Genomic DNA, 23320 nt, shown 5'->3' with positions numbered 1-23320 from the left:
TCTATACCTAAATCTATCGCTGCTATCTTTTCATTTGGGGTTAAAAACTCTTCTTTTTCTTCATAAATTACCTCGATTACATAACAATCACATTTCGGAATGATTCTTACTTCTGCTATACGGTTAGCCACTTTACTGGTCAACTCAATATTAGTTCCTGATAGCTTGACTAATCCTTTTCTTCTGGCTACTTGACTTATCGCTTGAATTGTATAAATTAGAAGATTTCGTCCTTTTTTAGTATCTTTATAGCCAGGGATTTTCGGTCTACCTATAAATTTATCTGGATGCTTTTTAAATTCAGAGTTCGCGGCGAAAAAAGATCTCCAGTTCCGATCTAATCCTCTTAAAACTTGCTGCGATACTTTCGCGGGTAAGGCTTTGTATGGCTCTGTGTTTTTCATCAGAGAAGCCATCTGATTATAAGTCAAATACCCATGACCATAAATCCAGTTTTGACGGATGAGATAATTGGCTGAGTTGTAAAGATTTTTAGACGGCCAAGACAAGCTATCTATCTCCCTCCAAAAACGATGCCCTTTTTTAATAATATGTCTTTCCGCTAGTCGCATTCTTGTCCGTTATATTTTAACTCGGGCCAAATCTTTTCGGTTTTTCGTTTCGACCTTCTTAATCCGTAAATCCGCGAGCAAAAAGAGGTAATAATCGCTATTAAGTCCTCCATTAATTCATCTTGTTTCTCCTCACTCTGATTAACAATTTCAATCTCTTTATCTAATTCTTTTAGGAGAATTTCTAGATAATTCGTTCCAAATCTAGCCAAACGGTCTTTATGTTCTACAATCAAAATATTGTAGTTTGGATCGACTAAATTTTTAGCCAATTGTTTCCGATTATCATTTAATCCACTCCCAATCTCTTTGACAATTTTATAGATTTTGTAGCCTCTCGCAATTGCATAATCTTTTAATCGCTCCGCTTGTCGATCTAGATTATCTTTGTTTTGGGCGCTGGAAACTCTTGCATAAATACAAGCTATCAAGTCAGGTTTCAAGTTGTCCTCAATCGCCTCCGAAGTTATGATAATCGTACCAGACGGCAATTGATGACCTTTCAAATTTCCTTGTTTCCACCACCTCCAGGCAGTTCGATAACTGATTCCTGCTTTTTTGGCATAGTCTGAAAGTTTCATGTCTATATATTACACAGCATGACTACATCTGACTATATTCTTATTGAAACTTTACAATACTCCCTATTCCCCACCTTCCCCATCTTCCCTAGTGCAAGAAGGCAGAAATAACTGAACACAGGACTTACGCAGCTACACCACAGATGGTGGTAAAGGTGCGTTACGCTTGGCTAACACACCCTACTCATAGAGTCTTTGCGTAAGTCCTGTGAACAGTTAACAGCTCCCCCAGCTCCCCCCGCTCCCCCCGCTCCCCCAGCTTCCCCTGCTCCCCCAGGGCGGGTTTAGTCACATCTTGGTGAAACCGAAAAGATAGTTAAAACCCGTCCCTACAGGTTAAATCAACCCACAGCAAACCCTGTATATTGCCTCACAAAAGGTTCATGAAACGCCAAAACAATATCCTCTTTGGGTACGCCCAACTTGACCAATTCATTGGCTATACCAATTTCTGTTCCATCATGCTGTATCCAAATCTTCCCATTTTTAATATCCAGATGCAATACGCACCCATACATCGGTTGACGATTTTTCCAACCTGTATAAACAACCTGATAATGATCCCGTTCTGTGTCAAAAATCAGTTCTGTTTCCACTTCATCATCCGATGGACTTCCTTTCGCATAGTCACGTAATAACTGTTGGATATAGGTACGATATTGCTCTACCGTTTCCATTCTAAAATCACCTCATCTTTAGGCTCATACACCAGCAAACTAAGTTGAAAGCGATCAATAACAGTTTCCACAAATGGCAGATTAAAAAATGTTTTATAAGCCCCTAGGGGAACAGCTAAGTATAAAACTCTGTCCGGCTGTTGTTCTTCCAAAGCAACACGATAGTTAAGAAATTGACCAACAGCCGTATGAAATTCAGAAATATTCGACGGCGTAATAAAGCTTTTAATTTCAACGGCTATCTTTTCTTCTCCTTTCTCAGCCGCTATGATTCTTTCTGCACCCAAGTCGATTTGCATATCAACCCTACCTGCTCGAATTCTCAGGGGGTCATCGGTAATCACCCAACCTTCTTTTTCCAATCCGTTTCTAACTGAATCATGAAAAATATCTTTAGCCACTATCCAAACTAATAGGTAAAATTAGTGTTTTTAGTTTTTATTTTAGCACGAATACCATCCCGACTTGCCGTGAAAAGTCAGAACGATGCCAAGAAGCGGATCAAGACAATACTATTGGGTTTAAAAACGTTTTTTGGTGCGATAAAAAGGTTTTTTCACAACAACACCGGGATAAGTCTTACCGCGAATTTCCACCTCTAACGGTTGACCTATCTTGGCTAGGGATGTGGGACAATAAGCAAGCGCGATCGCTCTCCCTAATGTTGGTGAATAAGTACCACTCGTCACCTCTCCCACAACTTGTCCATCGGATAGCACCGAGTAACCGTGACGAGCGATATGTCGCCCCTGCATTTCAATCCCCACTAACCGACGTTCCACGCCCTTGGCTTTTTGGGCTTCTAATACAGAACGTCCGATAAAATCCCCTTTACTATCCAAATGCACCAGCCAATTTAAACCTGCTTCTAGGGGAGTCGTCGTATCATCAATATCTTGCCCATAAAGTGCCAACCCTGCTTCCAATCGCAACGTATCCCTCGCCCCCAAGCCACAGGAAGTCACTCCCGCTTGGAACAGACAACGCCACAGTTCAACTCCAACCTCTGGTTTGACCATCACCTCAAACCCATCTTCGCCAGTGTACCCTGTCCTGGCGATAAATCCGGGTTGATCTAGAATCGTTACCTTAAGATGTCCGAAGGATTTCAGGGCGGTTAAGTCTTCCTGGACAAAGGATTGTAGATAAGTCTCAGCTTGGGGTCCTTGCAAAGCAATTAAGACGTTTTCCCTAGAAAGATCTAGTAATTTTACCCCGGTGTTTTCCAGTTGCGCTAACAACCAATCTTTATCCTTCTGACAGGTTGCCGCATTAACAATCATCATCGCCTGGGGTGCGCCTGTTTCATCCTCCCCTTGGTGGTAAACAATCACATCATCAATGATGCCCCCTTGAGGATTTAATAACACCGTATATTGAGCTTGACCGGGTTGTAATCGACTCAAATCTGAGGGGACTAATCGCTGTAACTCTTGCCAGAGCGGCTTTCCGGTAAAGGCAAATTTTCCCATGTGGGAGATATCGAACATACCCGCATTGGTGCGTACTGCTTCGTGTTCTTGTCCGATACTGCTGTATTGGACGGGCATTTCCCAACCCGAAAAGCCAGTGAAGCGGGCATTTTGTTCAACCGCGAGGTCAAATAGGGGAGTTCTTGCAACAGTTGGTTTTGACTGAGCCACAGATAGTCTTGAGTTACAGGGTCTTTCATATTCTACCCAGTTGGCAGGCGTCAACACCTGATCTGGAAAATTGCGATCGCGCCACGGCACTGATAGAGTGTAATTTAGACGTTCCGTACCCAAACCTTCAAGCCTGTGCTAGCTTAATCATTGAGAATGTGTTCGGTTTCAGTGTTTGTGCTTAGTACAGATGGGCTTTTTTCCTTTCGACTTGACAGACTTGTCTCCGATACCCACATCTTTATACAACTTTGAGTTTGGAGACAATCATGTCAATTTACGTAGGCAATCTATCCTACGACGTTACTGCAGAAGACCTGAATGCTGTCTTTGCAGATTATGGTGCTGTCAAGCGGGTGCAATTACCCACTGATCGGGAAACCGGACGTCCCCGGGGTTTTGGTTTTGTAGAGATGGAGACAGACGACGAAGAAACAGCCGCTATTGAGGCACTCGATGGGGCTGAATGGATGGGGCGCAATCTGAAAGTGAATAAAGCCAGACCTCGCGAAAACAAGGGGGGTTCAGGCGGTAACCGCAAAAACGGTAACTTTTCGCGTCGTTACTAATTCTCATTCACCGGAAATAAAGGGTCTGAAGCCCCGTCCTTCTAGGACGGCTTTTATCCGGATAAACACCCCAGGATATTATGATACAATGCAGTTGGCTTGCGGCGGCAAAGTCGAAGTCAACTTATCAGGTACGCCGGGACTCGGCGGAACCCAAACCGCAAAGGTTTGAAACGCCCAGCCCTGAATCGACAGGGTGTTAGGAGATAACACGATGCCCTAGATGGCGAATATCGTGTGCCTGGGAACCCGTTTACCGGGATATATGGAACGAAATTTCCATAGAATCTCCCTTCTTCTAGGAGGTAGAGCGTCAAATCTTGAAATTATTTAGTCTTGAATTGAGTTCACTAGTCCTAAAAAAGACTGACATGAAACGTTCTGCTCTTGTTCCCTCGGTTATAGCGGCTACTGGCGCAGCCGTCGCCATGTCTAGAAGTAATCAGGACTTACACAATTTGAGGATTCAAATCCTATAGTGGTAGGGTGGGCATTGCCCACCTATATATAGAGACTGTGCGTAAGTCGTGAGTAATAAATCATAAGCCTATTGTAGGGGCGGGTTTAGGGATTCAAGCTAGCTTGCCACTAGTAACTGAGCAACAAAACTCGCCATTATTCATCAGTCATACGTTATCAGAACAAACATTCCAACCTGTCTTCTCTGTCTTTTGCTTTGTTGAGCAAGTACGGTAGGTTTGGTTGATGTACGAGACTCAACAAGAATCTATTGAGTTTCATTTTGTTCAAGCCACCTGACAAAAAATTAAACAAGTATAGCAACCGCCATAGCGGTTAGGACACATCTTATGGTTCCAGACGTTGCATGCAACGTCTCTACTTAGCCAATATCATAAAAAGCTTGACCCCCAATATTTTTCCGGCGTCAAAAAAACATACTGGGGGTCTTATTTGTCGTGATTTTTCCTCAAGATGGCAGAACTTTAGAGAATTGACTCAAACTCTCAAATCCTTGCCAAATATAGCTTATAGACTTATGTGAATTAATCTTCATAGAAAGTTTACACAATTCCACTGATTCTTTATCGCTACTTTACCCAACACCCAAGTGAAGTCTCTTATAGTGTGAATATAGAAAAGCAAACAAGCCGAAGCAAATAAGTCCAAACGCTTCAGCAAATGAGTTAATTAGTCCTAAAGAGTACCAACATGAAACTTTCTTCTCTCGTTCCCTCTGTTTTAGCCGCTGCTGGAATCGCTGTTGCATCCTCAGCTTTCTCTCCTGCTCAAGCCGCCTTAACATCTTTATCAAATTCGTGTAGCACTTCAGACCTAACTGGCTCTGTAGCTTGTGAAGGTACTTTTGCTGGTAATGATGCTAATCAAGACCTAGGTGGTCTATTTGGTGTCGATGCATGGTCACAACTATTTAAAGTAGATAATGATAGTGGCACTAATGGTGGCTTGAATGTTACTGGTGGCGGTACATCAGGAGGTTGGAGTCTGACAGGCATCGATTTCAACACATCTAATATAATGGTTGTCCTCAAAGGTGGTCCATCCTTCAGTAGCTATTTACTTGATGGTGCGACTAGCGGCTCATGGAATACTGATGGGGTTGTCAAAGGTAACGGTCGTCCCGGTCCTGGTTTATCTCACTTCACCGTGTATCAAGCACCCAAACCTGTTCAAGATCCTCAAGATGTTCCCGAACCCCTCACCATCTTAGGTTCCGCTACTGCTTTAGGAATCGGCGGTTTGCTCAAGCGCCAACAGTCCAAAAAGAACAACAAGGCTTAATTGAGCCTCAAATAATTCCTTCCGAGTTTACTTAGAAGCCCAGTAAACTCCTTCTGTAGAGTCAGAAGGAGTTATTTTTTTGTGATTTGTCATTTGTCCTTTGTCATGAGTCCTGTAGGGTGGGTTAGGCGGGAGTTTAATGAAGATAATAACTGTTCAATAAAGTATCCGCCGTAACCCACCAATGCCTTGAGCAATGATGCGTTACGAATGGTGCGTTAGCAAAGCGTAACGTACTGGACTGACACAGCTAAAATTGTGGAATAGATTTGACGTTTAAACCGGGCGCAAGCCTTGCGCCCCTACAATGCTAATCCACCAATTAAGGTGTGCCACGCCACTACTGGACTGACACAGCTAAAATGGTGCAATAGATTGGCTTCGTAGTGAGGGATGCGAACCCTCTCGAGCTAGGCGGAGCGAGAACTAAAGTTCTCACTACAAACACAGTCCTATTTTAGCTGGGTCACACCACTATAAAGAATCTACTCTCTAAGAATACATTGATACACCAATTAAGATAACTGGTTGACGAATTGCTCCAAGGACTCCACATCTAGAACCACTTCCACTAAACGTTCCAATTGATGAATATCCTGTGTTCTTAACATTGTCTCTACCTCAACCGGAACCTGACCAAACCGAACAGTAAGTAAACGCAACAACTGCTGCAACGCGCCTTCTCGAAAAGCCGCTTCTTCAGGTAACAGCACTAAATTACCCTGTTGGTCATAAAATCGTAGCCATATTCCTGGTTTATCCTCAATAGTTCCCTGCCAAGTTCCCAACCATAAACCGAGGCGCTGACACCACAGCCACCCATGAGGGTTAGGATTCAAAGCCTGGTAGCCTCGCTCTAAATCTAAGCGCCAACCCTGCAAAGAATCGGGATCAAATGGATTAAACACATAATAATCAGGAGTGCGAAAAGTTTGCTCATAGATATCTTTTTTCACACCTGTGTCCATCGCAGCGGTAGACGGTGAAATAAGTTCGATAATTACATCAGGATAGCGACCATTTTCTTCCCAAACAACCCAGCCTTGCCGTTCTCGCTCACCATCCACATTCAAAACCACAAAGAAATCTGGTCCTCTAAAATCTCGATTGCGAATCTGCTGGCTACTGTAGTATATAAACATATTGCCACCGACAAAATAGTCACGGCGATTAGCCATTGCTACTAGCATTGACCGGATTAAGGCATTCATCGCGATGCGGTGACGGTTGGTTTCCAAAGGTTCTCCATCATCAAAAATCAAGTTTGTTGGTGGTACAGGGGTTCCCCCGTCCACAGCCGATATAGGAGTTGATTGTATGTCTCCAGTTGTAGAGGTTGACATAGGAGAATTTCCTTGAGCTGGCTGTAATAATAGTGTTAGGTTAGCCTAGAACGCTGGGATACTGTCTCAAATTCTGCTACTGCAAATCGATTAGATAGATAAGGTAGGGTGGGCATTGCCCACCCTACTGCCAGATCTCAGTTCAGGTTAGCCGAGAAAAACCCCCTACCCTGGATTTTGACTCGTCATCGGATCGGATAAGATATCAAAGCACAAATAAATGGCAACCGCTTGGGGAAACTCCGGTGTAAATCCGGGGCTGTGCGGCAACTGTCAAGGATGAAATGGCACACTCTTTCAGGGTTTGTCGTCGGTGCTTGAGTGTTTATGGCGCTCACATCGCAACGACGAACCCAGGTGACGTTCCACCTAAGCCAGAATACCTAGCTGTTGCTTATCCACTCTATATTCCCGCCTTGCACGGGAAGGGAGCTTAATTTTAATGCCGACTGTAGAACTTACTCATTTCACTCCAGATTCACTCTCCTTACCCCCACTCCCCCTTAACCGCCCCCTGTTAATGATTGGTCACGGTAGCCGAGATATGGACGGGCGTCAGGGGTTTTTGGACTTTGCCCACGCCTATCAAGGGTTAGACTCCTCTCGCCCAGTTGTACCTTGTTTTCTGGAATTAACCACTCCCAGTATTCAGGAAGGCGTAGACCAATGTGTGGCACAAGGATATACAGAATTCTCTGTCCTGCCGATTTTGCTGTTTGCCGCACGACATAATAAATTTGATGTCACCAACGAGTTAGACCGCGCTAAAGCCAGACATCCCCAAATCCAATTCCATTATGGGCGTCATTTTGGCATTACCCCAGCAATCCTAGAATTATGGCACCGGCGACTGGCTAAATTGGATCAACCATCAGGGGATAGTTCAACGGTTTCCTCAATTAACAGAAGCGACACTGTTTTACTCATCGTCGGTCGCGGTTCTAGTGATCCCGATGCCAATAGTGATGTTTACAAATTAGCGCGTCTGCTCTGGGAAGGCAGTGGCTACAAAACGGTTGAAATCTGCTTTATTGGGATTACTCATCCCCGTTTAGAGGAAGGCTTCCATCGCGCTCGACTTTTCCAGCCTAAGCGGATTATCGTTCTGCCTTACTTCCTATTTACTGGGGTACTGGTGAAAAAGATATTTGATATCACGGCGCAGCAGCAAGAGCAATATCCGGACATTTCTATGACCTGTTTACCGGAAATGGGTATTCAACCTGAACTGCTTTCAGTATTGCGGGAACGAGAAATCGAAACGCAACTGGGACAGGTGAAAATGAATTGTGAACTGTGTAAGTTCCGGTTAGCGGCAGTGGGGGATAATACAGGTCACACTCATGATCATGATCACACTCATGATCATCATCACCACCACCACAACCACAATCACTCGGAGCATCCCCCTGATCCTTACGCTGATCCCGAAGCTTACCATCAGCGCATTTGGCAAGTTCCTTAAATTGGTCTTATGTCTTATGTCTTATGTCATTGGTTTTTGCTAATGATTCATGATCGGTCATGTTTTGACACCAACGGTTGAGGAAAGGGCGACCCGATCCAATTGAGTAGATACAGTTGTTGATTTGTGGAGGCGGGTCGCCCCTACATAAGAATGACGGAGGTTTGTTTAGTTGATCAGAGGAGCGATCGCGATCCTGGGAGGGTAACTTGAGATTGATTACCATAAGCTAAGAACTGATCAGCACTGACCCATACCGAGTAATATGTCCAAAGAATTTAAAGTAGGCGATCGCGTTCGTCTAATTGCTCTACCCCGCTATGTTAAAACAGCAGAACCCATGCCCATGCTGCGACCCCCTGATGTGGTGCGTATTGGTGAAGAAGGCGTGATTCTGGATAGACGTCCAGGCGGATTTTGGGGAGTTCGCTTTTCTAAGGGCGCTTTTTTACTGGATAGTCAATACCTTGAGACAGTAGAGAGTCATCAGCATTCTGATCCCAATCCGCCCTCATCCTCTCCCGAATAATCGGCTCCGAGCCTTCTGCCTTCTACCCTGGAGCCTTGTTAACCTGAATTTAGTATGAGCTACAACAACCCGGATCAATACAATGGTGTCCGGTAAGTACTACTACACCGAATCAATATCCAAAACTGCAGTAGCACTTTACCGAATTGATTCCTGTACAGTTGAGAATAATAATAATTGGCAGTCTGAGCGTGAAGTGGGAGATAGATTTGTACAGCTTCCTAGAGTCTCTCGGCATTGCCAACCCCAATGGCAGTGGCTGGTTAGCGGTTATATTCACCTTCGGGTTAGCTTGGGGGGTAACGTGGTGTTTGATTCCTGCAGTACGTGCGTTTGCCCTGCAAGTGGGTTGGGCTGACCAACCTAATGCTCGACGACTTAACCAAGAACCCCTACCTAATGCTGGTGGATTGGCAATTTACGCCGGAGTCGTGGCGGCGCTAGTCCTGGCTACTCTATTAAGACCGATTGTGATTGAAGGCGTCTTAGCCCAAGTGCTGACGATTTTACTCGGTGGTTCAATCTTAGTCCTCGTAGGCTTTATTGATGACCAATTTGGTCTACCCCCTTATGTACGCCTCTTTAGTCAAACGCTTACCGCACTATTGCTGATTGCCAGCGATATCCGTATCGAGACCCCATTTGGGACTCCCATTGATCCGATATTCTCAATTGTGTTGACTTGGTTGTGGGTGGTAGGAATTACCAATGCCATTAATTTAATGGATGGAATGGATGGTTTAGCGGGTGGGATCAGTTTTATCACAGCCATGAGTTTGTTGGCAGTTTCGGCGCAGTTTGAAACTAGAGCAGCCGCCACCTTACTTTTAGCCGCCTTAGGAGGTGCAGCACTAGGATTTTTGCGGCACAACTTTCATCCCTCACGGATCATTATGGGAGATGCAGGCGCTTACTTTTTTGGCTATGTACTAGCCGCAACCAGTATTTTAGGTAACCTAAAAGTGACGACGGTATTTGCTCTGGTGCCGCCAGCTTTCTTTTTATTATTGCCTGTACTGGATACAACTCAGGTATTTGTCCGACGACTCATGGCGGGAAAAAACCCGCTGAAAACTCCAGGCAAAGATCACTTACATCACCGCTTACTAGCTTGGGGTTTGTCCCAACGTCATGCTGCTTTGACCCTTTGGGGTGTTACGTTGGCATCCAACGGACTAGCGATGAAACTCCAAGGTATGACATCAACGGTGATTGTTGTTACTAGTGGTAGTATAGTGTTTCTTCTGGGCTTTACCCTTTGGCAAAGACTACGGACGAAATGACTGGACTAGACCTTCACTGCACTTCCCAGACGTTCTCTTTGCCAGTTCTGTCCGGGGCGGGTTTTACCGATAATGTTTTGGGGATAATCCCTAACTGGGGATTGCTGCACAAAGCCGAAACCCTTAGCTATCAAGGCTTTAAGTGGCATTGATATTGGCTAATCTTCAAGGAAAGAGGGTCAAACCTTTTCATACCCTTGCATCGCTATCAGGGCAAATGTACTGTAGCTCCCCCTGCTCCCCCTGCTTCCCCTGCTTCAAGAGCTCCCCCTGCTACCTACCCCCACCACAAGACTTATTCAGCAACCCCTAACTGCACCCGCCTTGGTTGGGGGAGCAGGGTATTGGAAGCAATGATATTACTGAACTGGCACACTTACTGGTGTTCTCATCTGATCATCCACCTAAAGGTCAGGAACTTAACTTAACTAATTCAACCCAAAGATAGGAGAAAATTATCACAGTCATTCACTAAGCTGTTGGGTATTCAAACTGCCGATCATGATTTGAGCAAAGAGAACAGTGAATAGGGAATAGGGAACAAAGAATACGTAATTTAAATCCCTCTTAGCTTCTACCAAATTTATATCTTAAGTTAGTAACAATTTATACAACTTATATGTTACTCTGGTATTTGAGGAGCTGGGGTTTACTGAAGCTCCAACCTTTATCTCTCAACTTTTAATTGGAATAGTCTGAAAGATATGAGCATTAGCTAAATTATTTAATTATATCTCAAATTGCTTGATGTGCCTATACAGCCGCTTTGATTTAGCTAATAGCTAGAATAAATAAATTCTTTTAAGACGACTCAATGAGCAATTTAATAAAAATATACTAAAACCTAATCCTTAAGCTAAAATTTAAATTTCAGAAAGTAATAGGATCACAATCATGAATGAATTAAAATGCAGCTCAGGTATTTTACAAGATAATCAAATCATAAAAATACTGTTAGTTGAGGATAATGTCGTTGAAGCCGAATTGCTAAAAGAATTGTTTTTACAGATCAAGACAACTGAATTTATTCTAACTCACGCTCAGCGCTTAAGCCATGGTTTAAAATATTTGTTAGAGTTTACCTTTGACATTATTTTATTAGATTTGTCTCTGCCGGATAGTCAAGGATTGAATACTGTTGTTAAAGTCAAAGCACAAGCGCCAACTACTCCTATTGTTGTGTTAACCTCTCTCAACGATCAAAAGATGGCGATTGAGGTCGTTCGTAAAGGCGCTCAAGATTATTTAGTTAAGGGACAGTTTGCTGGGGAAGGCTTGGTGCGTGCCATACGCTACGCTATTGAACGTGAGCGCGATCGCGAGGCAATTCGACAGCAGGCTAAACGAGAGCGGATCTTAGAGCGCATGGTTGAGCAGATCCGACGCTCATTGGATCTCGAAGAAATTTTGCATACCACTGTAACCCAAGTCCGTCAATTCCTGAAAACAGATCGTGTTCTTATCTATCGCTATCAGGCAGAAAAATCCAAAAGTTTGCTTTTAGAAGCGGCTGATTATAGTCATGGTTATCCGGATATTGCGGCAATTAATGAACTTCTTAATTTACCAAAAAAAATGTCTATAAATGATAATTTTCTTCAATTAAGCAATAATAGGAGAGAATCTAACCTAGAGCCAAAATCCTTCACCTTTCATGAACAATCTGTTCTTGCCATACCAATTAAAAACAGTGAGTCTGACCTGAAAAATCCTCAATCTATTTATCATCGATTATGGGGTGTAATAATCGCTCATCATTGCACCCATTATCGTCAATGGGAAACTTGGGAAATTGACTGTTTAAACCAGTTAACCAAACAGGTGGCTATTGCCATTCAACAGTCAGAACTTTATCAAAAGGTAAAAACAGATAACCAACACCTACAGCAACTCGTCAAAATAGATAGTTTAACCCAAATTGCCAATCGCCGTAGATTCGATCAAGTCTTAGCCGACGAATTACTCAATTCTCGACGTAACTTAAATCCGCTATCCTTGATCTTGTGTGATATTGACTTTTTTAAAGCCTACAACGATACCTATGGTCATTTAGTTGGGGATGATTGTTTAAAGCAAGTTGCTGAAGCGATCTGCCAAGGGGCTCAACGACCGACTGATTTAGTTGCTCGCTATGGCGGTGAAGAATTTGCCGTGATTCTCGCCAATACAGATACTGCAGGCGCTTTTGTCGTTGCTCAAAAAATCCGTTACCAAATGGATAAACTCAAGCGTCCCCATGCCAAATCTCCCATTCATCCTTGGGTAACGCTCAGTTTAGGAATCGCCACGACGACTTCATCGGTTCAACTATCACCCACTGAGTTAGTCGAAAAAGCCGATCGCGCTCTCTATAAAGCCAAAGCCTTAGGACGCGATCGCATTTTCTCAGCTAACTCTGACCCTGATTGGTGATTGGGGATTGGTGCGTAAGTCCTAACCTATAAATTTACCAAAGACGGTTGCGACTCGCGTTGACTCCCTCTACCTGAGTGCGATTGACTTCATCCAAAAATATCTCGGTTTCCTCAACCAAACGATTCAACTCCAGACAATCTGCACAAGCTGGATTAGGATTTCCGGGTTCTCTAGCAAATCGACGCGGACGTACTGGAGCAACTGCATCACAGCAACGCTCTGAAGCCTCTTCTAAGGCTTGATCAAGACGACGGGCATTCTCTAATATAGCTGGATCTAATTTTCCATCCTGATCAAAAATGGGTGCAGTATTGTTCCAGATATTTGTTCCGGTAATATCTGACTGGTTTGGTGGTTGAGCATTAGCAGACATTGCGATCAAACCACTACCCATTAATACAGTAGTTATAGTCCAACCCATCCATTGCCTTACTTTCATCACATTTACTCCACATTTCAATTCATGCAAAACTTAGTCTGGGCGGGCGCGAGTTACATCTGTTGTGAAAAGGAAATGATAGTCGTGAAAAGAGCCCCTAAACAGGCGTCGTTCCCTTAAGCCTAGCGTTGGGTCAAAACTTAAACGCGAAACCCGCACCCAAGACAAACCGCGTACCATCTCCAGCCCCCGTAATGTCTCGTAATGCTGGGGTAATTACCAAAGGGATATTTTTAAAGGGAGCAATGGACACACCCACGCCCAAGTCTTGTCCAGTCCATTCAGCAATTAAACTCACCGGTTCAGCCACTCGCACCGCAACATTACCAAACACATTAATCGTTCCATTATCATCATCTACCGCCTCCTCCGTGCGAAACTGTCCATTGCCAATTCCAGCCGTTATTGCCACACGACTAAACGGCTGAGTAATATCCTCTCGCGTCCGAATAATCTTACTCACCACGCCATAAACCGAATGCTCAAAGTCATTGTCATCACCCAGGTTAATCAAGCCATTCCAACCCGCCGCAACCGCCCAACCTTGGGGTAAGCGGCGATGAACTTTGGCATTAAAACCGCCACTGCCAAAATCCCGATTAGAACCGAAACTGGCAAGTGTGTATGAAAGTTCTACCCCCACAGACTTTTCCGCATCGCCCAAACCAATGCCAATGCCTAAAGCCCCATCATCAACATCACTATAGCGGGTGCGTTCTTGATAAGTGGCGCTGACAAACCCCGTATTGCGATGAGCGCCATAGGCTGTGGGAATGACAATACTCAGGGATGGGGATGCACGTAATTGAGCTTGAGTGTCTATATCTTCTAGCGATCGCAACTCCTCCTGCAAGCGGTTGACTTCCAGACAGGGTGCTGGTTGTGTCGGTTGATTTGGTGATTGTGCCAACATCGTCTGTTGAGTCGCACTACACGGCTTTTTCGGATTAATGGCAACAGATTGTATTTTTTCCTTGACTTCCTTGTTTTCCCTATCTACGGCAAGACTATTGACATGAGGGTCATCTTGTGGATCTATACTCACTCTAGGTTGGCGATTTTCCTCTGTCTGTCTAGCACTAACCACGATTGGCACAATTTGGTTGGAACTCTCCAACTCAGATGCGTCTAGGGTTGGCAATCTTAATTCTGATTTCCCAGAAAACTCAAGCCCTCCCCTATCTTCCTGTATTGGTGATTGGTGATGAGTAATTGGTGAGTGGTGACTAGGAAATTCTCCCCATCTCCCCATCTCCCCATCTCCCCCATCTCCCCTATTTTTCTGATCATCTTGCACAGCTAACCCAACCTGAATATCAGAGGTTATGTCATGTTCATCAAACCCTTGTTCCTTCCCTTCTACCTTCTGCCCTCTGTCCTCTGCCTTCAAAAAGGATTCTGGCGCAAATTCTTGGACAACAATAGATTCTGGTGATGCCAAGGCTTGAGAATGAGTTGCTGACGTTGCCGATTGTCCTGACTGCATTTGAGTTGGCTCAATCGTGGTTAAGGCAAAAATGTCTGGCTGATATGTCGTCTTAACAGAAGACTTTGCCCAAGCGGGATGAGGAAAACCTTGGGCAGCAATTGCCGCTATGGTATAGAGGGCAAGGCTGGAAACATTCTGTAGAGATGAATCCAGACAATTATCGCATCTTTTATCTAAAGTTTGCGGAACAGGTTGATGTTCCTTTGTGTAAAATTTATTAGCAGGATGTAAATTTTGATGACGAACATTCGAGTTAAGTCCGGCTGTCACAGTATTCAATCCTTCCAAGGGTTTTGTTTTGTTCTACAGAAATTTCTTTCTGGATCAGGACAAAAAACACCCATAAAATAAATAACGGAATTAATTCAGCGAAGACTTATCTAAATTACATATTGCTTGTTCCATGTTAAGAGTTCCTTATTTTTAAACACCTGAATATGTCTCGACCTACTGTATACATTGCGATAACCAACCATGGCTTTGGTCATGGGGTGCGTGCGGCTTGTGTCGCCGCCGCAATCCAAAAGCTCTGTCCAGACATCTTACTGATGCTGGTAACCACAGCCCCACGTTGGTTGTTGGACTCTTATATTCCCGGAGATTTTATTCATCGCCCCCGCGCCTTTGATATTGGCGTGATTCAGTCCGATAGCTTGACCATGGATAAAGCAGCGACATTGGCAAAACTCAAGCAAATTCGGGCATCCGAAAATTCAATAATTGCCAGTGAAGTTAATTTTATCAAAACCAATCGTGTAGAACTTGTGCTAGCTGATATTCCACCCTTAGCTGCGAAAATAGCCCAAACGGCGGGGATTCCGGGTTGGATGCTGAGTAACTTCGGCTGGGACTTTATTTACCGGGCGTGGGGTGGAGAATTTGTGGAGATTTCGGATTGGATTGGCGAGTGTTATAGCTTATGCGATCGCTTGTTTCGTCTTCCCTTACACGAACCGATGACAGCATTCCCCCATATTACCGATGTGGGACTCACAGGTGGGACACCCAGTTATCCAAAAAGCCAGTTGCGGGAAAGGTTAGGTTTAACCTCACCTCCAGACAAAACGGTATTACTCAGCTTTGGTGGACTCGGTTTACAAGCAATTCCCTACAATACACTGTCCCAGTTTCCCGACTGGCAATTCATCACCTTTGACGCCAATGCCCCCAATTTACCCAATTTACTGAAACTTTTGGGTCGAGACTATCGCCCTGTAGATATTATGCCCTTGTGCGGACGAGTGGTGTCTAAGCCGGGATACAGTACCTTTGCAGAAGCGCTACGCCTAGACATTCCCATTGTCTCTCTCACCCGCGAAGATTTTGCCGAATCATCCTTCCTACTGGAAGGTATTCAAAATTATGGGTACCATCAAATTGTGACCCCCAAAGAATTTTTCCTAGGTAGCTGGGACTTTTTGCACCAATCCCCAAATCCTCCCAAACAATCCCAGCCTATCGCCAAAGATGGGGCTGACGCGATCGCTCAAGCTGTTGTCCATTATTTGCAAACTCACTCATCAAAGTTCCCTAACCTGACATGATAGCTACTGTGAATTCTCTGCTAGACAAAACCGCACCTACCCCGAAAACCTCAGATACACCGGAAACGCCTAAAACAACCAATACTCCAGAACTGACTGAAACGTCAGACAAGCCGAAAACGCCAGAGATTGCAGAGAGGGGGAAGACAGCTAAAACGTCCAAGACAACGGAAACCTCAGAAACCTCAAAGAACCCGAAAAGTTCAGAAACCACCGAAACTCTCAAACCGACTCAAACCCCCAAAACGACTGAAACGAATAAGACAAAGACAACCAAGACGACTAAAGCCACCAAGACGACCAAACCCTCAGACCCCAACAAAGAGATTTCCACATCGTCTACCCTGGAATTAGCGGCTCATGATGTACGCTTGGTCATTGATCAGCAACGGGAGCAAAGCCAAACCCTAACCACTAAGTTAAATATCCTATTTGTTACCAACGGCGCCCTGTTCACTAGCTTAACCATATCACGGTTGTTATTTTTTCCCAATGGGTTTAGCCTTGCCGAACTTCTAGGATTTCTGATAAATTTCACTCTGCTGATCAACGCCTTCTTACCGCGCCAGTTAGCCGTTAGCCCCAATTTGGGCGATAAAAAATTTCTGGAACGTTATCTTGTCCTGTCACCGGAGGAATATCAACTGCGAATGATTGTTAACCTAGTAGAGACCTATAATGCAAACAAGCAGCGATTGGAGGATGTCTCATCATCCTTACAATATTCTGCCTATGTGACCTGGGGGTTAGCCTTGGTTATTACCTTGCATGTTGTAGGGATTTACTTTGTGCCGTTGATTGACCTGAGTAGTTTTGGCTAGGTCTTGCGATTATGACTTCTCAACACGTTCACAACAACTCTTCTGGGAAACAGTTAAATTTACCAGAACCCGACCCAGACAACATCACGGTGTTGACGCGCAACCTGCCCAACAAGCCAATTCTACCGTGGAATCGTTATGATTCTCCTTGGCGTGATCCTGAGGTGGAACAGGCGGATGAGTCTGAGGTATTAGATACCGATGAGGTATCGGATACCGATGACATCGCCGAACAGGTTATGGCTGACACTCTAGAGGAATTAGCGGATGACGTTGAAGATAAAGCGGGTGAGACACAATGTCTAGAAGTTGTTACCGAGTGCGTCGAAAAATCACAAACCAGGGAACTTAACCAGGAATGCGGTGAAACAGAAGCTTTAGAAAAGGTGGAATCCGCCGAGGTAGAACCTGAAGCACCCAACATTAACCCATTGGAAGTAGAATCTGATCAAGTGGAAAACGTAGATGAGGAGGACTCTTTAGTCGCACACTTATCGGAGAAATTGGGAATTGGCGATCGCGAAGACGATGAGGAGGATGCTGAAGAATTACCAGAAGATGAAGAACACGAAGAACACGAACTCAAGCAACTGGGTTAGCCTTCTAGCCAACAATTGAGAACCTCTGTCCTATTTGATGAATCGATGACCCATTATCAACAGAAATTTACAATCAAGACAACGGGAAAATCCTTCACCAGAATCACCTCAAACGTCAAAGACATCGTTGAGGAGTCAGGAATTGGCACCGGACTTTGTACCGTATTTTTGCGCCACACTTCAGCCAGTCTGGTGATTCAAGAAAATGCTGACCCCGATGTTCTAACTGATTTATTGAATTTCTTTGCCAAATTAGTGCCCGAAGATGGCAGCTACATCCACGATACCGAAGGACCCGATGATATGCCCGCCCACATCCGGACGGCTTTAACCAAAACCTCAGAACAGATTCCTATTGGCAATGGTAGATTGATGTTAGGGACATGGCAAGGGATTTATATTTGGGAGCATCGCCAGCGTAGTCATCATCGGGAGGTTGTGGTTCATATTTCTGGAGATTAATTCTGGAATGGTCTAAGTTTTTTCCCATTTGCAACTAGCTGTTGCGGCATCACAGTAAAGAACAGACCCAAATAAACCGAATCTCTGAATTCGTAATGGCGCAGCGTTATTTTGGGGTTTTAACTATTGATGACTATTCTTAATAGTTTACGGCTGAATAAATTGTCATATTATGTTACATTTAATTTGATTCAGCAAGCAGAAAAAATGCTAAAATAAAAGCGCCAGATTTTAGAGCAACTGATACCAGGTGGGCAATGAGTAGCCAACGGCAGGCTCGCAAAAGAGCATCCTTGCAGCCTAAAACCACTCCAGTCAATCCGTTGAGAACCCGGGGGTTCGGTAAAGGCATCCAGGCAAGAAATGCCCAGCTACCTCATGGCAATCCGTTACAGACACGTCCCTTTGGCTCTCCGAACCCAGCCTTATCCCAAACCCAGGAAACCCATTCTCTTCAAGAACAACAAGAACAAAAGGAAGGAGCAGAGCAATTTGGTTATAATGCGGCGAATATCCCCGCTTATGCACCGGAAAGATCCCAGTTACCGATTCAGACGAAAGTGGGGCAGTTTGGCGGGTGGAATCCACCACCGATTCAGAGAGTCGATCCGGTAAAGAATCGGTTGAATTTGTGGCGGGATCAGCAACTCAGTCAAAGGCAGACAGAAGAACCTGAAGATGTTTCTGAGCTAGAAGAGCAAGAGGCGTCGCCAGAAGCGGCGGTGGTACAACGATTACAGGAATCAGACACACAACCGATTTCAGGTAGGAGGATTCAACCGCAGGAAATTGCTGAACCTGAAGATAAAGAGACGCCAACTCCACCACCGAAGACAGAGACAATTAAACCTAAATCGGTCAGTGGTGCCAAAACTTTTTCTCCTCAAACGAAGGCGCAGCTAAGGCGAAAGCTGTTTCCAGAATCCCAGGATGACACGAAGAAAACTCCTAAGTTTTCCAAGAATGTTGACAGTGATCAGCAATCCTCATCGGTAGTTGAGAATCATAAAAATCCTTTAGCCAAGGCGAAGCAATTCGCGAACTTACCCGCAAAGGTAGGCACGGTCAAAAAACCATTCACATCGCAGAAAACGAATATACCTGCTTCCTTACCGCAGATATTTAAACCCAGTGAAGTCGATCAAGATGATCCTTCAATAAAACGTGGTGATACTGCCGAAGCCAAGGGAGTTCCCTCTAGTGCCAACGATGCTGGGGGAATTCCTAATTCTCAACCCCAAGAACCCTCTCAAGGGAAGGAAGCTGGTGCAGATGAAACCGTTTCCGGGCAACCCTCAGACAAGTCACAGGCAGAAGCGGTGGGCAAATCTATGGAAACAGTAACCCCACCCTCAACGGAAGGCAATGCTGAGAGCGATCAGACGACACCAGCCGAAGTAGCAACAGACAGCCCAACCTCGGCAACATCAACAAAGGCTGATACACCGACTCCACCGCCTGGGGCAAGCCCGGAAAAATCGGGACAAGATGCAGCCCCCGAATCAGCGGTCCAACCTGATGCAGGTTCAGTTCAATCTCCTGAGACGAAGACAAATACTGTTGCCGCCCCCGTAGCTGTCATCAGTAGCGCTGCCGCCGCCGGAGGAGGTGGTGGCGCCGCAGCAGCAGGGGGAGCCAGTGCTGGCGGGGGTGACGTTGAAGCCGCGACTGTTGATGAAGATGCCCAAGCCAATGCCATGGAGGAACGATTGGCTGAAGTGGCTCCAGAAACAAATACCGAAAGTCAGCAGCTCTCATCCGCAGAAAAAGACGTGGCTCTCGCCGCCCTGGGAGAAGAACCCGCTACAGGCAGTCTCCCGGCGGGAGGCGGTGGAGGCGGTGGTGCGATCGCGGAATCTGCACCTCCCCCAGCACCACCGGATGTTTCCCAAGCTGATCCGGCGGCTGCCCTAGGTGCGGTGAGTGGCTTGCCCCCTGCCCAATTGGTATCCGCGTTGGGGGGTGTTACCGCAGCCGTGTCTAATGATGTTGGCAAACAAAAATCTGAACTCGCCGCCAATCCGCCTACCGCCGATACCTTACCAGGAACCGGGAAATCAGCGGTAGTTAAAGCAGATTCAGGCGGCGACAAACCTAAACCCGTTGCCAAAAAAGCCGAGGGTCAAGAAAAACCCGTCCCCGAACCTAAACCCTTACCCACAGAAAAAGCCCCGCCCCAGGTATCTACACCAGCACCAACTGTGCAGGGGAATGAAGAAGGCAAACTGTCAGATGCTGATATCAGCAACATGAAGGCATCAGTGACGCGATTGCCAGTCAGTGATCCAGGGGCAAATCAAGTGTCCGCAGGACCCCCGCCGAAACTGGCGCTGGAGGGCAATGCTGATCCGCAAAAAGCCCAGGAACAACGGGCTGAATTGGAAACCAGTTTAACGGAAGCCCAAGCCAAAGGGCAGCAAGAACTGGCTAAACCCACGGGCGTAGAAAACATTCAACCAACGATACCGCAAAAGACCCTGAAAGCGCAGATTACTGGAGGCGCGGGTGGGGGAGCCGCAGGGGGTGCTGCTGGGGCTGGGGCTGCCCTGGCAACCGGAGCCGGGGGAGATGGTATGGGAGATGCCGCGTCTATCTTTGCCCAACAAGAGAAAGGGGGCGAAATTCAAGCGGCTGCTGCTCAAGCCCAAAGTGATTTAGCGGCGAAGAAACAAGACCATGCCACGAAAGTAACAGAGGAACAAGCCACTGCCCAGCAAGAGGTTGAACAACTCAAACAAGACAATATCGCCCAACAAGCCCAAGAGCGGACAAAGGCAAAGGGCGAAGTGGCTGAGTTACAAGGTCAATGGAGCAAAGAACAGGATGATCTCGTCAGCCAGTCGCGCCAAGAGGGCGACAAACTGGTGAGTGAAGGATTGCAAGAGGTAGAAACTAAACAAGCAGAAGGGGATACTGAAGCGGCTAAGGAAATAGAAAAAGGTGAAACGGAGGCAGAAACCGAGCGTCACAAGGGTGAAGCAAAGGCGGCTGAGGAGAAGCAGAAAGGGGAAGAAGAGTCAAGTGGGTTATTTGGCTGGTTAGCGAGTAAGGCAAAAGCCTTCTTTGACGGGATTAAGAAAGCAATCAAAAAAGCCTTTGAAGCGGCTCGTGCGGCGATGCGAAAAGCGATTGAAGCCGCTAAAAAGCTGGCAGCCGCCGCGATTGAAAAGGCACGCCAAGGGATTGTGGCAGTTATCCGTCGGGTGGGAGATGCGTTGATTGCCTTGGGCGATACTCTTCTGGCAAAATGGCCCGGATTGCGAGATAAATGGCGTAGCGCGATCGCGAAAAAAGTTCAGCAGGCAGAAGATGCGGTTAATCAGCTAGCCAAAAACCTGAATCAGGGAATTCAGAAAGCCCTGGATGTGTTGGGTAGCGCCCTAGATGCCGCCCTAGGTTTGCTGGAGAAAGGGATGTTAGCTGTCGTCAGCGTCTACCAAGGCGTTGTCATGGGGGCGATTAAGTTGGGTGAAGGGATTGCCAAAGCTTTGGGTGCTTTTGCGGTGTTGGCGAAGGATATAGCTGCCAATCCCGGACAATGGATTAGTAACTTAGGGGCGGCAGTATCTGATGGTATCCGCAATCACCTCTGGAGTGCTTTCAAAGAACAGGTACAAACCTGGTTCAATCAAAAATTAGAAGCAGTTCTCGGTTTAGGTTCAGCCGTTTGGAAGATCTTGACCCAAGGCGGTATCGCCATGGCAGAAGTGGGTAAGATGGCTTGGACGGCGGTTAAGCAGGCGTTACCGACGATTATTATTGGGGTTTTGCTGGAGCGTCTCGTCTCAATGATTGTGCCTGCGGCTGGGGCAGTATTGGCGATTATCCAGGGATTACAGGCGGCTTGGGGCACGGTTAGTCAGATTATTCAAGCCTTTGGACGCTTCATCGAGTTCTTGAAGGCGATTAAGACAGGGGCAGCCGGTCCTCAGTTTGGGGCATTGTTGGCTTCATCGGGGATTGTGTTGCTGGACTTCATTACTAACTTTATCATCGCTAAGATTGCCAAGGCAGCGCGGAAGGTGGCAGGTAAGCTGAAGGGCTTGGCGAAGAGTTTGATGAAGCGGTTTAAGGGAAAAGGTAAGAAAGGCAAGAAGGGGAAGAAAAATAAGGAAAAAGAAAAAGATAAGAAGAAGTTTACTCAAAAAGATAAGTTGGCTGGTCTGGCAGCAATTGAAAGCACAGACAGATCTGTTGCTAAAGATGGTACGGTCGATCAGAAATCAGCTCGTAAAGTTGCCGCAAAAGTAAAGCGTAAACATCCAGTATTTAAATCAATCAGTGTAGTTGATGGTGGCGATAGCTGGGATTATAAATACATATTTAGATCCAAAGACCCTGTACAAGGGACTGGAAAGCCTAAAAAGGGCGAGGTAAACCTTAGCCTCCTTGATGGTTGGAGACCGAATTGGCGAGTTAGCACTGATAGAGAATTAGCCAATAATCCCAAAAACCGTCAATATTTTTACATTAAAAATGGTAAACCCAAGCTAAAGAAAAAAAATAAAGTTCACAGGAGACATAAGGTCTCTTTTGAAGCTATTGTCAAAGATTTAAAACGAAAGTTAGAAGGAAAACCATACAAAGAAGCTAAACAAATCTTAGCGCAGATTGGTTATCCACCTAGTAAAGCCTATAATAAAGAAATTGTCTCGGCAAGTAAGCGATATCTGCGTGACAAATTCAACGCTCCAGATAATGTCTGGATAGGTGATGCAGAAGAGAATGAAAAGCTAGGGCGGGAAATTAGTAAGCATTTGAGTTCTCTAAGGAATCAGCAAAACAAATTAAAGTCTATTCAAAGACAATCTCAAGCTCTTAAAAGTAAAGGAAGATCTAAGAAAGAAATAGCTGAACTTAAGAAACAAGGAGACAATGTTACAAAAGAAATTGAGGCGATTGTAAATAAGTTGCATTCAGCACGTTTAGATGTACCTAGAGGGAAGACAGTAAAAGCTGCTCAGGAATTTTTAGATATTCTTGAATCAGAACGGAAAGCTGAACTTGATTTAATCTCAACTCTTGAGTTGTGAAGCCGTTAATTATGATTGAATTACAGTGGTTTTCAGGTTAGTTAACGACACACCATCCTTTATCCGAAAAGCAAGTGGAGACAATTTTGTCTTCT

19 protein-coding genes and 1 pseudogene are annotated in these 23320 nt (G+C 45.3%); 11 read left to right on the top strand and 9 right to left on the bottom strand.

The window, feature by feature from the left end:
* The 5 genes and pseudogenes from RIM23_RS26635 to gcvT form a co-directional block, all read right to left on the bottom strand.
* Window positions 1-572, bottom strand: a pseudogene (locus RIM23_RS26635) (RNA-guided endonuclease TnpB family protein); the annotation flags it as partial.
* Window positions 563-1153 (bottom strand): IS607 family transposase, encoded by a 591-nt coding sequence (locus RIM23_RS26630; protein ID WP_446370911.1) that lies wholly within the window; start codon window positions 1151-1153, stop codon window positions 563-565. The pseudogene RIM23_RS26635 and the gene RIM23_RS26630, both read right to left, overlap by 10 nt.
* A gap of 341 nt (window positions 1154-1494) precedes the next feature.
* The gene (locus RIM23_RS26625) at window positions 1495-1830 is read right to left on the bottom strand and encodes an element excision factor XisI family protein (RefSeq protein ID WP_446354967.1); all 336 of its coding nucleotides are present in this window, start codon (window positions 1828-1830) and stop codon (window positions 1495-1497) included.
* A complete protein-coding gene (locus tag RIM23_RS26620) occupies window positions 1818-2234 on the bottom strand; it encodes a XisH family protein (RefSeq protein ID WP_446370919.1) in 417 nt (138 codons plus the stop codon). Before RIM23_RS26620 ends, RIM23_RS26625 begins: the two co-directional genes overlap by 13 nt.
* A gap of 117 nt (window positions 2235-2351) precedes the next feature.
* The gene (gene gcvT / locus RIM23_RS26615) at window positions 2352-3473 is read right to left on the bottom strand and encodes a glycine cleavage system aminomethyltransferase GcvT (RefSeq protein WP_446370917.1); all 1122 of its coding nucleotides are present in this window, start codon (window positions 3471-3473) and stop codon (window positions 2352-2354) included.
* Between the two features lie 269 nt (window positions 3474-3742).
* On the opposite strand from gcvT, the gene RIM23_RS26610 reads away from it, so the two are divergent.
* Window positions 3743-4042, top strand: a complete 300-nt coding sequence (locus RIM23_RS26610) for an RNA recognition motif domain-containing protein (protein ID WP_446338281.1) — start codon at window positions 3743-3745, stop codon at window positions 4040-4042.
* Between the two features lie 1170 nt (window positions 4043-5212).
* Window positions 5213-5803, top strand: coding sequence for a PEP-CTERM sorting domain-containing protein (locus RIM23_RS26605; RefSeq protein WP_446370909.1), 591 nt, complete (start codon window positions 5213-5215; stop codon window positions 5801-5803).
* A 515-nt stretch (window positions 5804-6318) separates the two neighbouring features.
* Here RIM23_RS26605 and RIM23_RS26600 read toward each other — a convergent pair.
* Window positions 6319-7146 carry a Uma2 family endonuclease gene (locus RIM23_RS26600; protein ID WP_446370907.1) on the bottom strand — a complete coding sequence of 276 codons (828 nt, stop codon included), beginning with the start codon at window positions 7144-7146 and terminating at the stop codon, window positions 6319-6321.
* A 442-nt stretch (window positions 7147-7588) separates the two neighbouring features.
* Between RIM23_RS26600 and RIM23_RS26595 the strand changes: the two genes are divergently transcribed.
* The 3 genes from RIM23_RS26595 (at window position 7589) to RIM23_RS26585 (ending at window position 10423) form a co-directional block, all read left to right on the top strand.
* Complete coding sequence (locus RIM23_RS26595; protein WP_446334833.1) at window positions 7589-8611, top strand: sirohydrochlorin chelatase; 1023 nt, start codon at window positions 7589-7591, stop codon at window positions 8609-8611.
* A gap of 265 nt (window positions 8612-8876) precedes the next feature.
* A complete protein-coding gene (gene sipA / locus RIM23_RS26590; protein WP_446370905.1) occupies window positions 8877-9140 on the top strand; it encodes a regulatory protein SipA in 264 nt (87 codons plus the stop codon).
* A 203-nt stretch (window positions 9141-9343) separates the two neighbouring features.
* Window positions 9344-10423 (top strand): MraY family glycosyltransferase, encoded by a 1080-nt coding sequence (locus RIM23_RS26585; protein WP_446370915.1) that lies wholly within the window; start codon window positions 9344-9346, stop codon window positions 10421-10423.
* A gap of 5 nt (window positions 10424-10428) precedes the next feature.
* Here RIM23_RS26585 and RIM23_RS26580 read toward each other — a convergent pair whose 3' ends face one another.
* The gene (locus tag RIM23_RS26580) at window positions 10429-10572 is read right to left on the bottom strand and encodes a hypothetical protein (RefSeq protein ID WP_446370903.1); all 144 of its coding nucleotides are present in this window, start codon (window positions 10570-10572) and stop codon (window positions 10429-10431) included.
* A 745-nt stretch (window positions 10573-11317) separates the two neighbouring features.
* Between RIM23_RS26580 and RIM23_RS26575 the strand changes: the two genes are divergently transcribed.
* Window positions 11318-12835: a diguanylate cyclase domain-containing protein gene (locus tag RIM23_RS26575; protein ID WP_446370901.1), complete on the top strand. Its 1518-nt coding sequence runs from the start codon at window positions 11318-11320 to the stop codon at window positions 12833-12835.
* A gap of 34 nt (window positions 12836-12869) precedes the next feature.
* Here the strand turns inward: RIM23_RS26575 and RIM23_RS26570 are convergent, their stop codons facing one another.
* Together RIM23_RS26570 and RIM23_RS26565 are read right to left on the bottom strand one after the other, a co-directional pair.
* The gene (locus RIM23_RS26570; protein WP_446334830.1) at window positions 12870-13277 is read right to left on the bottom strand and encodes a hypothetical protein; all 408 of its coding nucleotides are present in this window, start codon (window positions 13275-13277) and stop codon (window positions 12870-12872) included.
* 133 nt (window positions 13278-13410) lie between these two features.
* The gene (locus tag RIM23_RS26565) at window positions 13411-15036 is read right to left on the bottom strand and encodes a hypothetical protein (protein ID WP_446370899.1); all 1626 of its coding nucleotides are present in this window, start codon (window positions 15034-15036) and stop codon (window positions 13411-13413) included.
* 167 nt (window positions 15037-15203) lie between these two features.
* Here RIM23_RS26565 and RIM23_RS26560 point away from each other — a divergent pair, with 167 nt between their 5' ends.
* The 5 genes from RIM23_RS26560 to RIM23_RS26540 all read left to right on the top strand — a co-directional run bounded on the left by RIM23_RS26560 (window position 15204) and on the right by RIM23_RS26540 (window position 23225).
* Window positions 15204-16310 (top strand): glycosyl transferase, encoded by a 1107-nt coding sequence (locus tag RIM23_RS26560; protein ID WP_446370897.1) that lies wholly within the window; start codon window positions 15204-15206, stop codon window positions 16308-16310.
* Window positions 16307-17131, top strand: coding sequence for a hypothetical protein (locus tag RIM23_RS26555; RefSeq protein ID WP_446370895.1), 825 nt, complete (start codon window positions 16307-16309; stop codon window positions 17129-17131). The genes RIM23_RS26560 and RIM23_RS26555 overlap by 4 nt, the downstream gene beginning before the upstream one ends.
* A gap of 11 nt (window positions 17132-17142) precedes the next feature.
* Complete coding sequence (locus tag RIM23_RS26550; protein WP_446370893.1) at window positions 17143-17730, top strand: hypothetical protein; 588 nt, start codon at window positions 17143-17145, stop codon at window positions 17728-17730.
* Window positions 17731-17775: 45 nt separating this feature from the next.
* The gene (locus RIM23_RS26545) at window positions 17776-18192 is read left to right on the top strand and encodes a secondary thiamine-phosphate synthase enzyme YjbQ (RefSeq protein WP_446370913.1); all 417 of its coding nucleotides are present in this window, start codon (window positions 17776-17778) and stop codon (window positions 18190-18192) included.
* A gap of 257 nt (window positions 18193-18449) precedes the next feature.
* Window positions 18450-23225 (top strand): hypothetical protein, encoded by a 4776-nt coding sequence (locus RIM23_RS26540; RefSeq protein WP_446370891.1) that lies wholly within the window; start codon window positions 18450-18452, stop codon window positions 23223-23225.
* The last annotated feature ends 95 nt before the right edge of the window (window positions 23226-23320 follow it).

The organism is Coleofasciculus sp. G3-WIS-01, from assembly GCF_040223135.1.
Lineage (GTDB): Bacteria > Cyanobacteriota > Cyanobacteriia > Cyanobacteriales > Coleofasciculaceae > Coleofasciculus.
The sequence above is the reverse complement of the archived record's forward strand: the minus strand, read 5'-3'. Positions and strand labels throughout refer to the sequence as shown.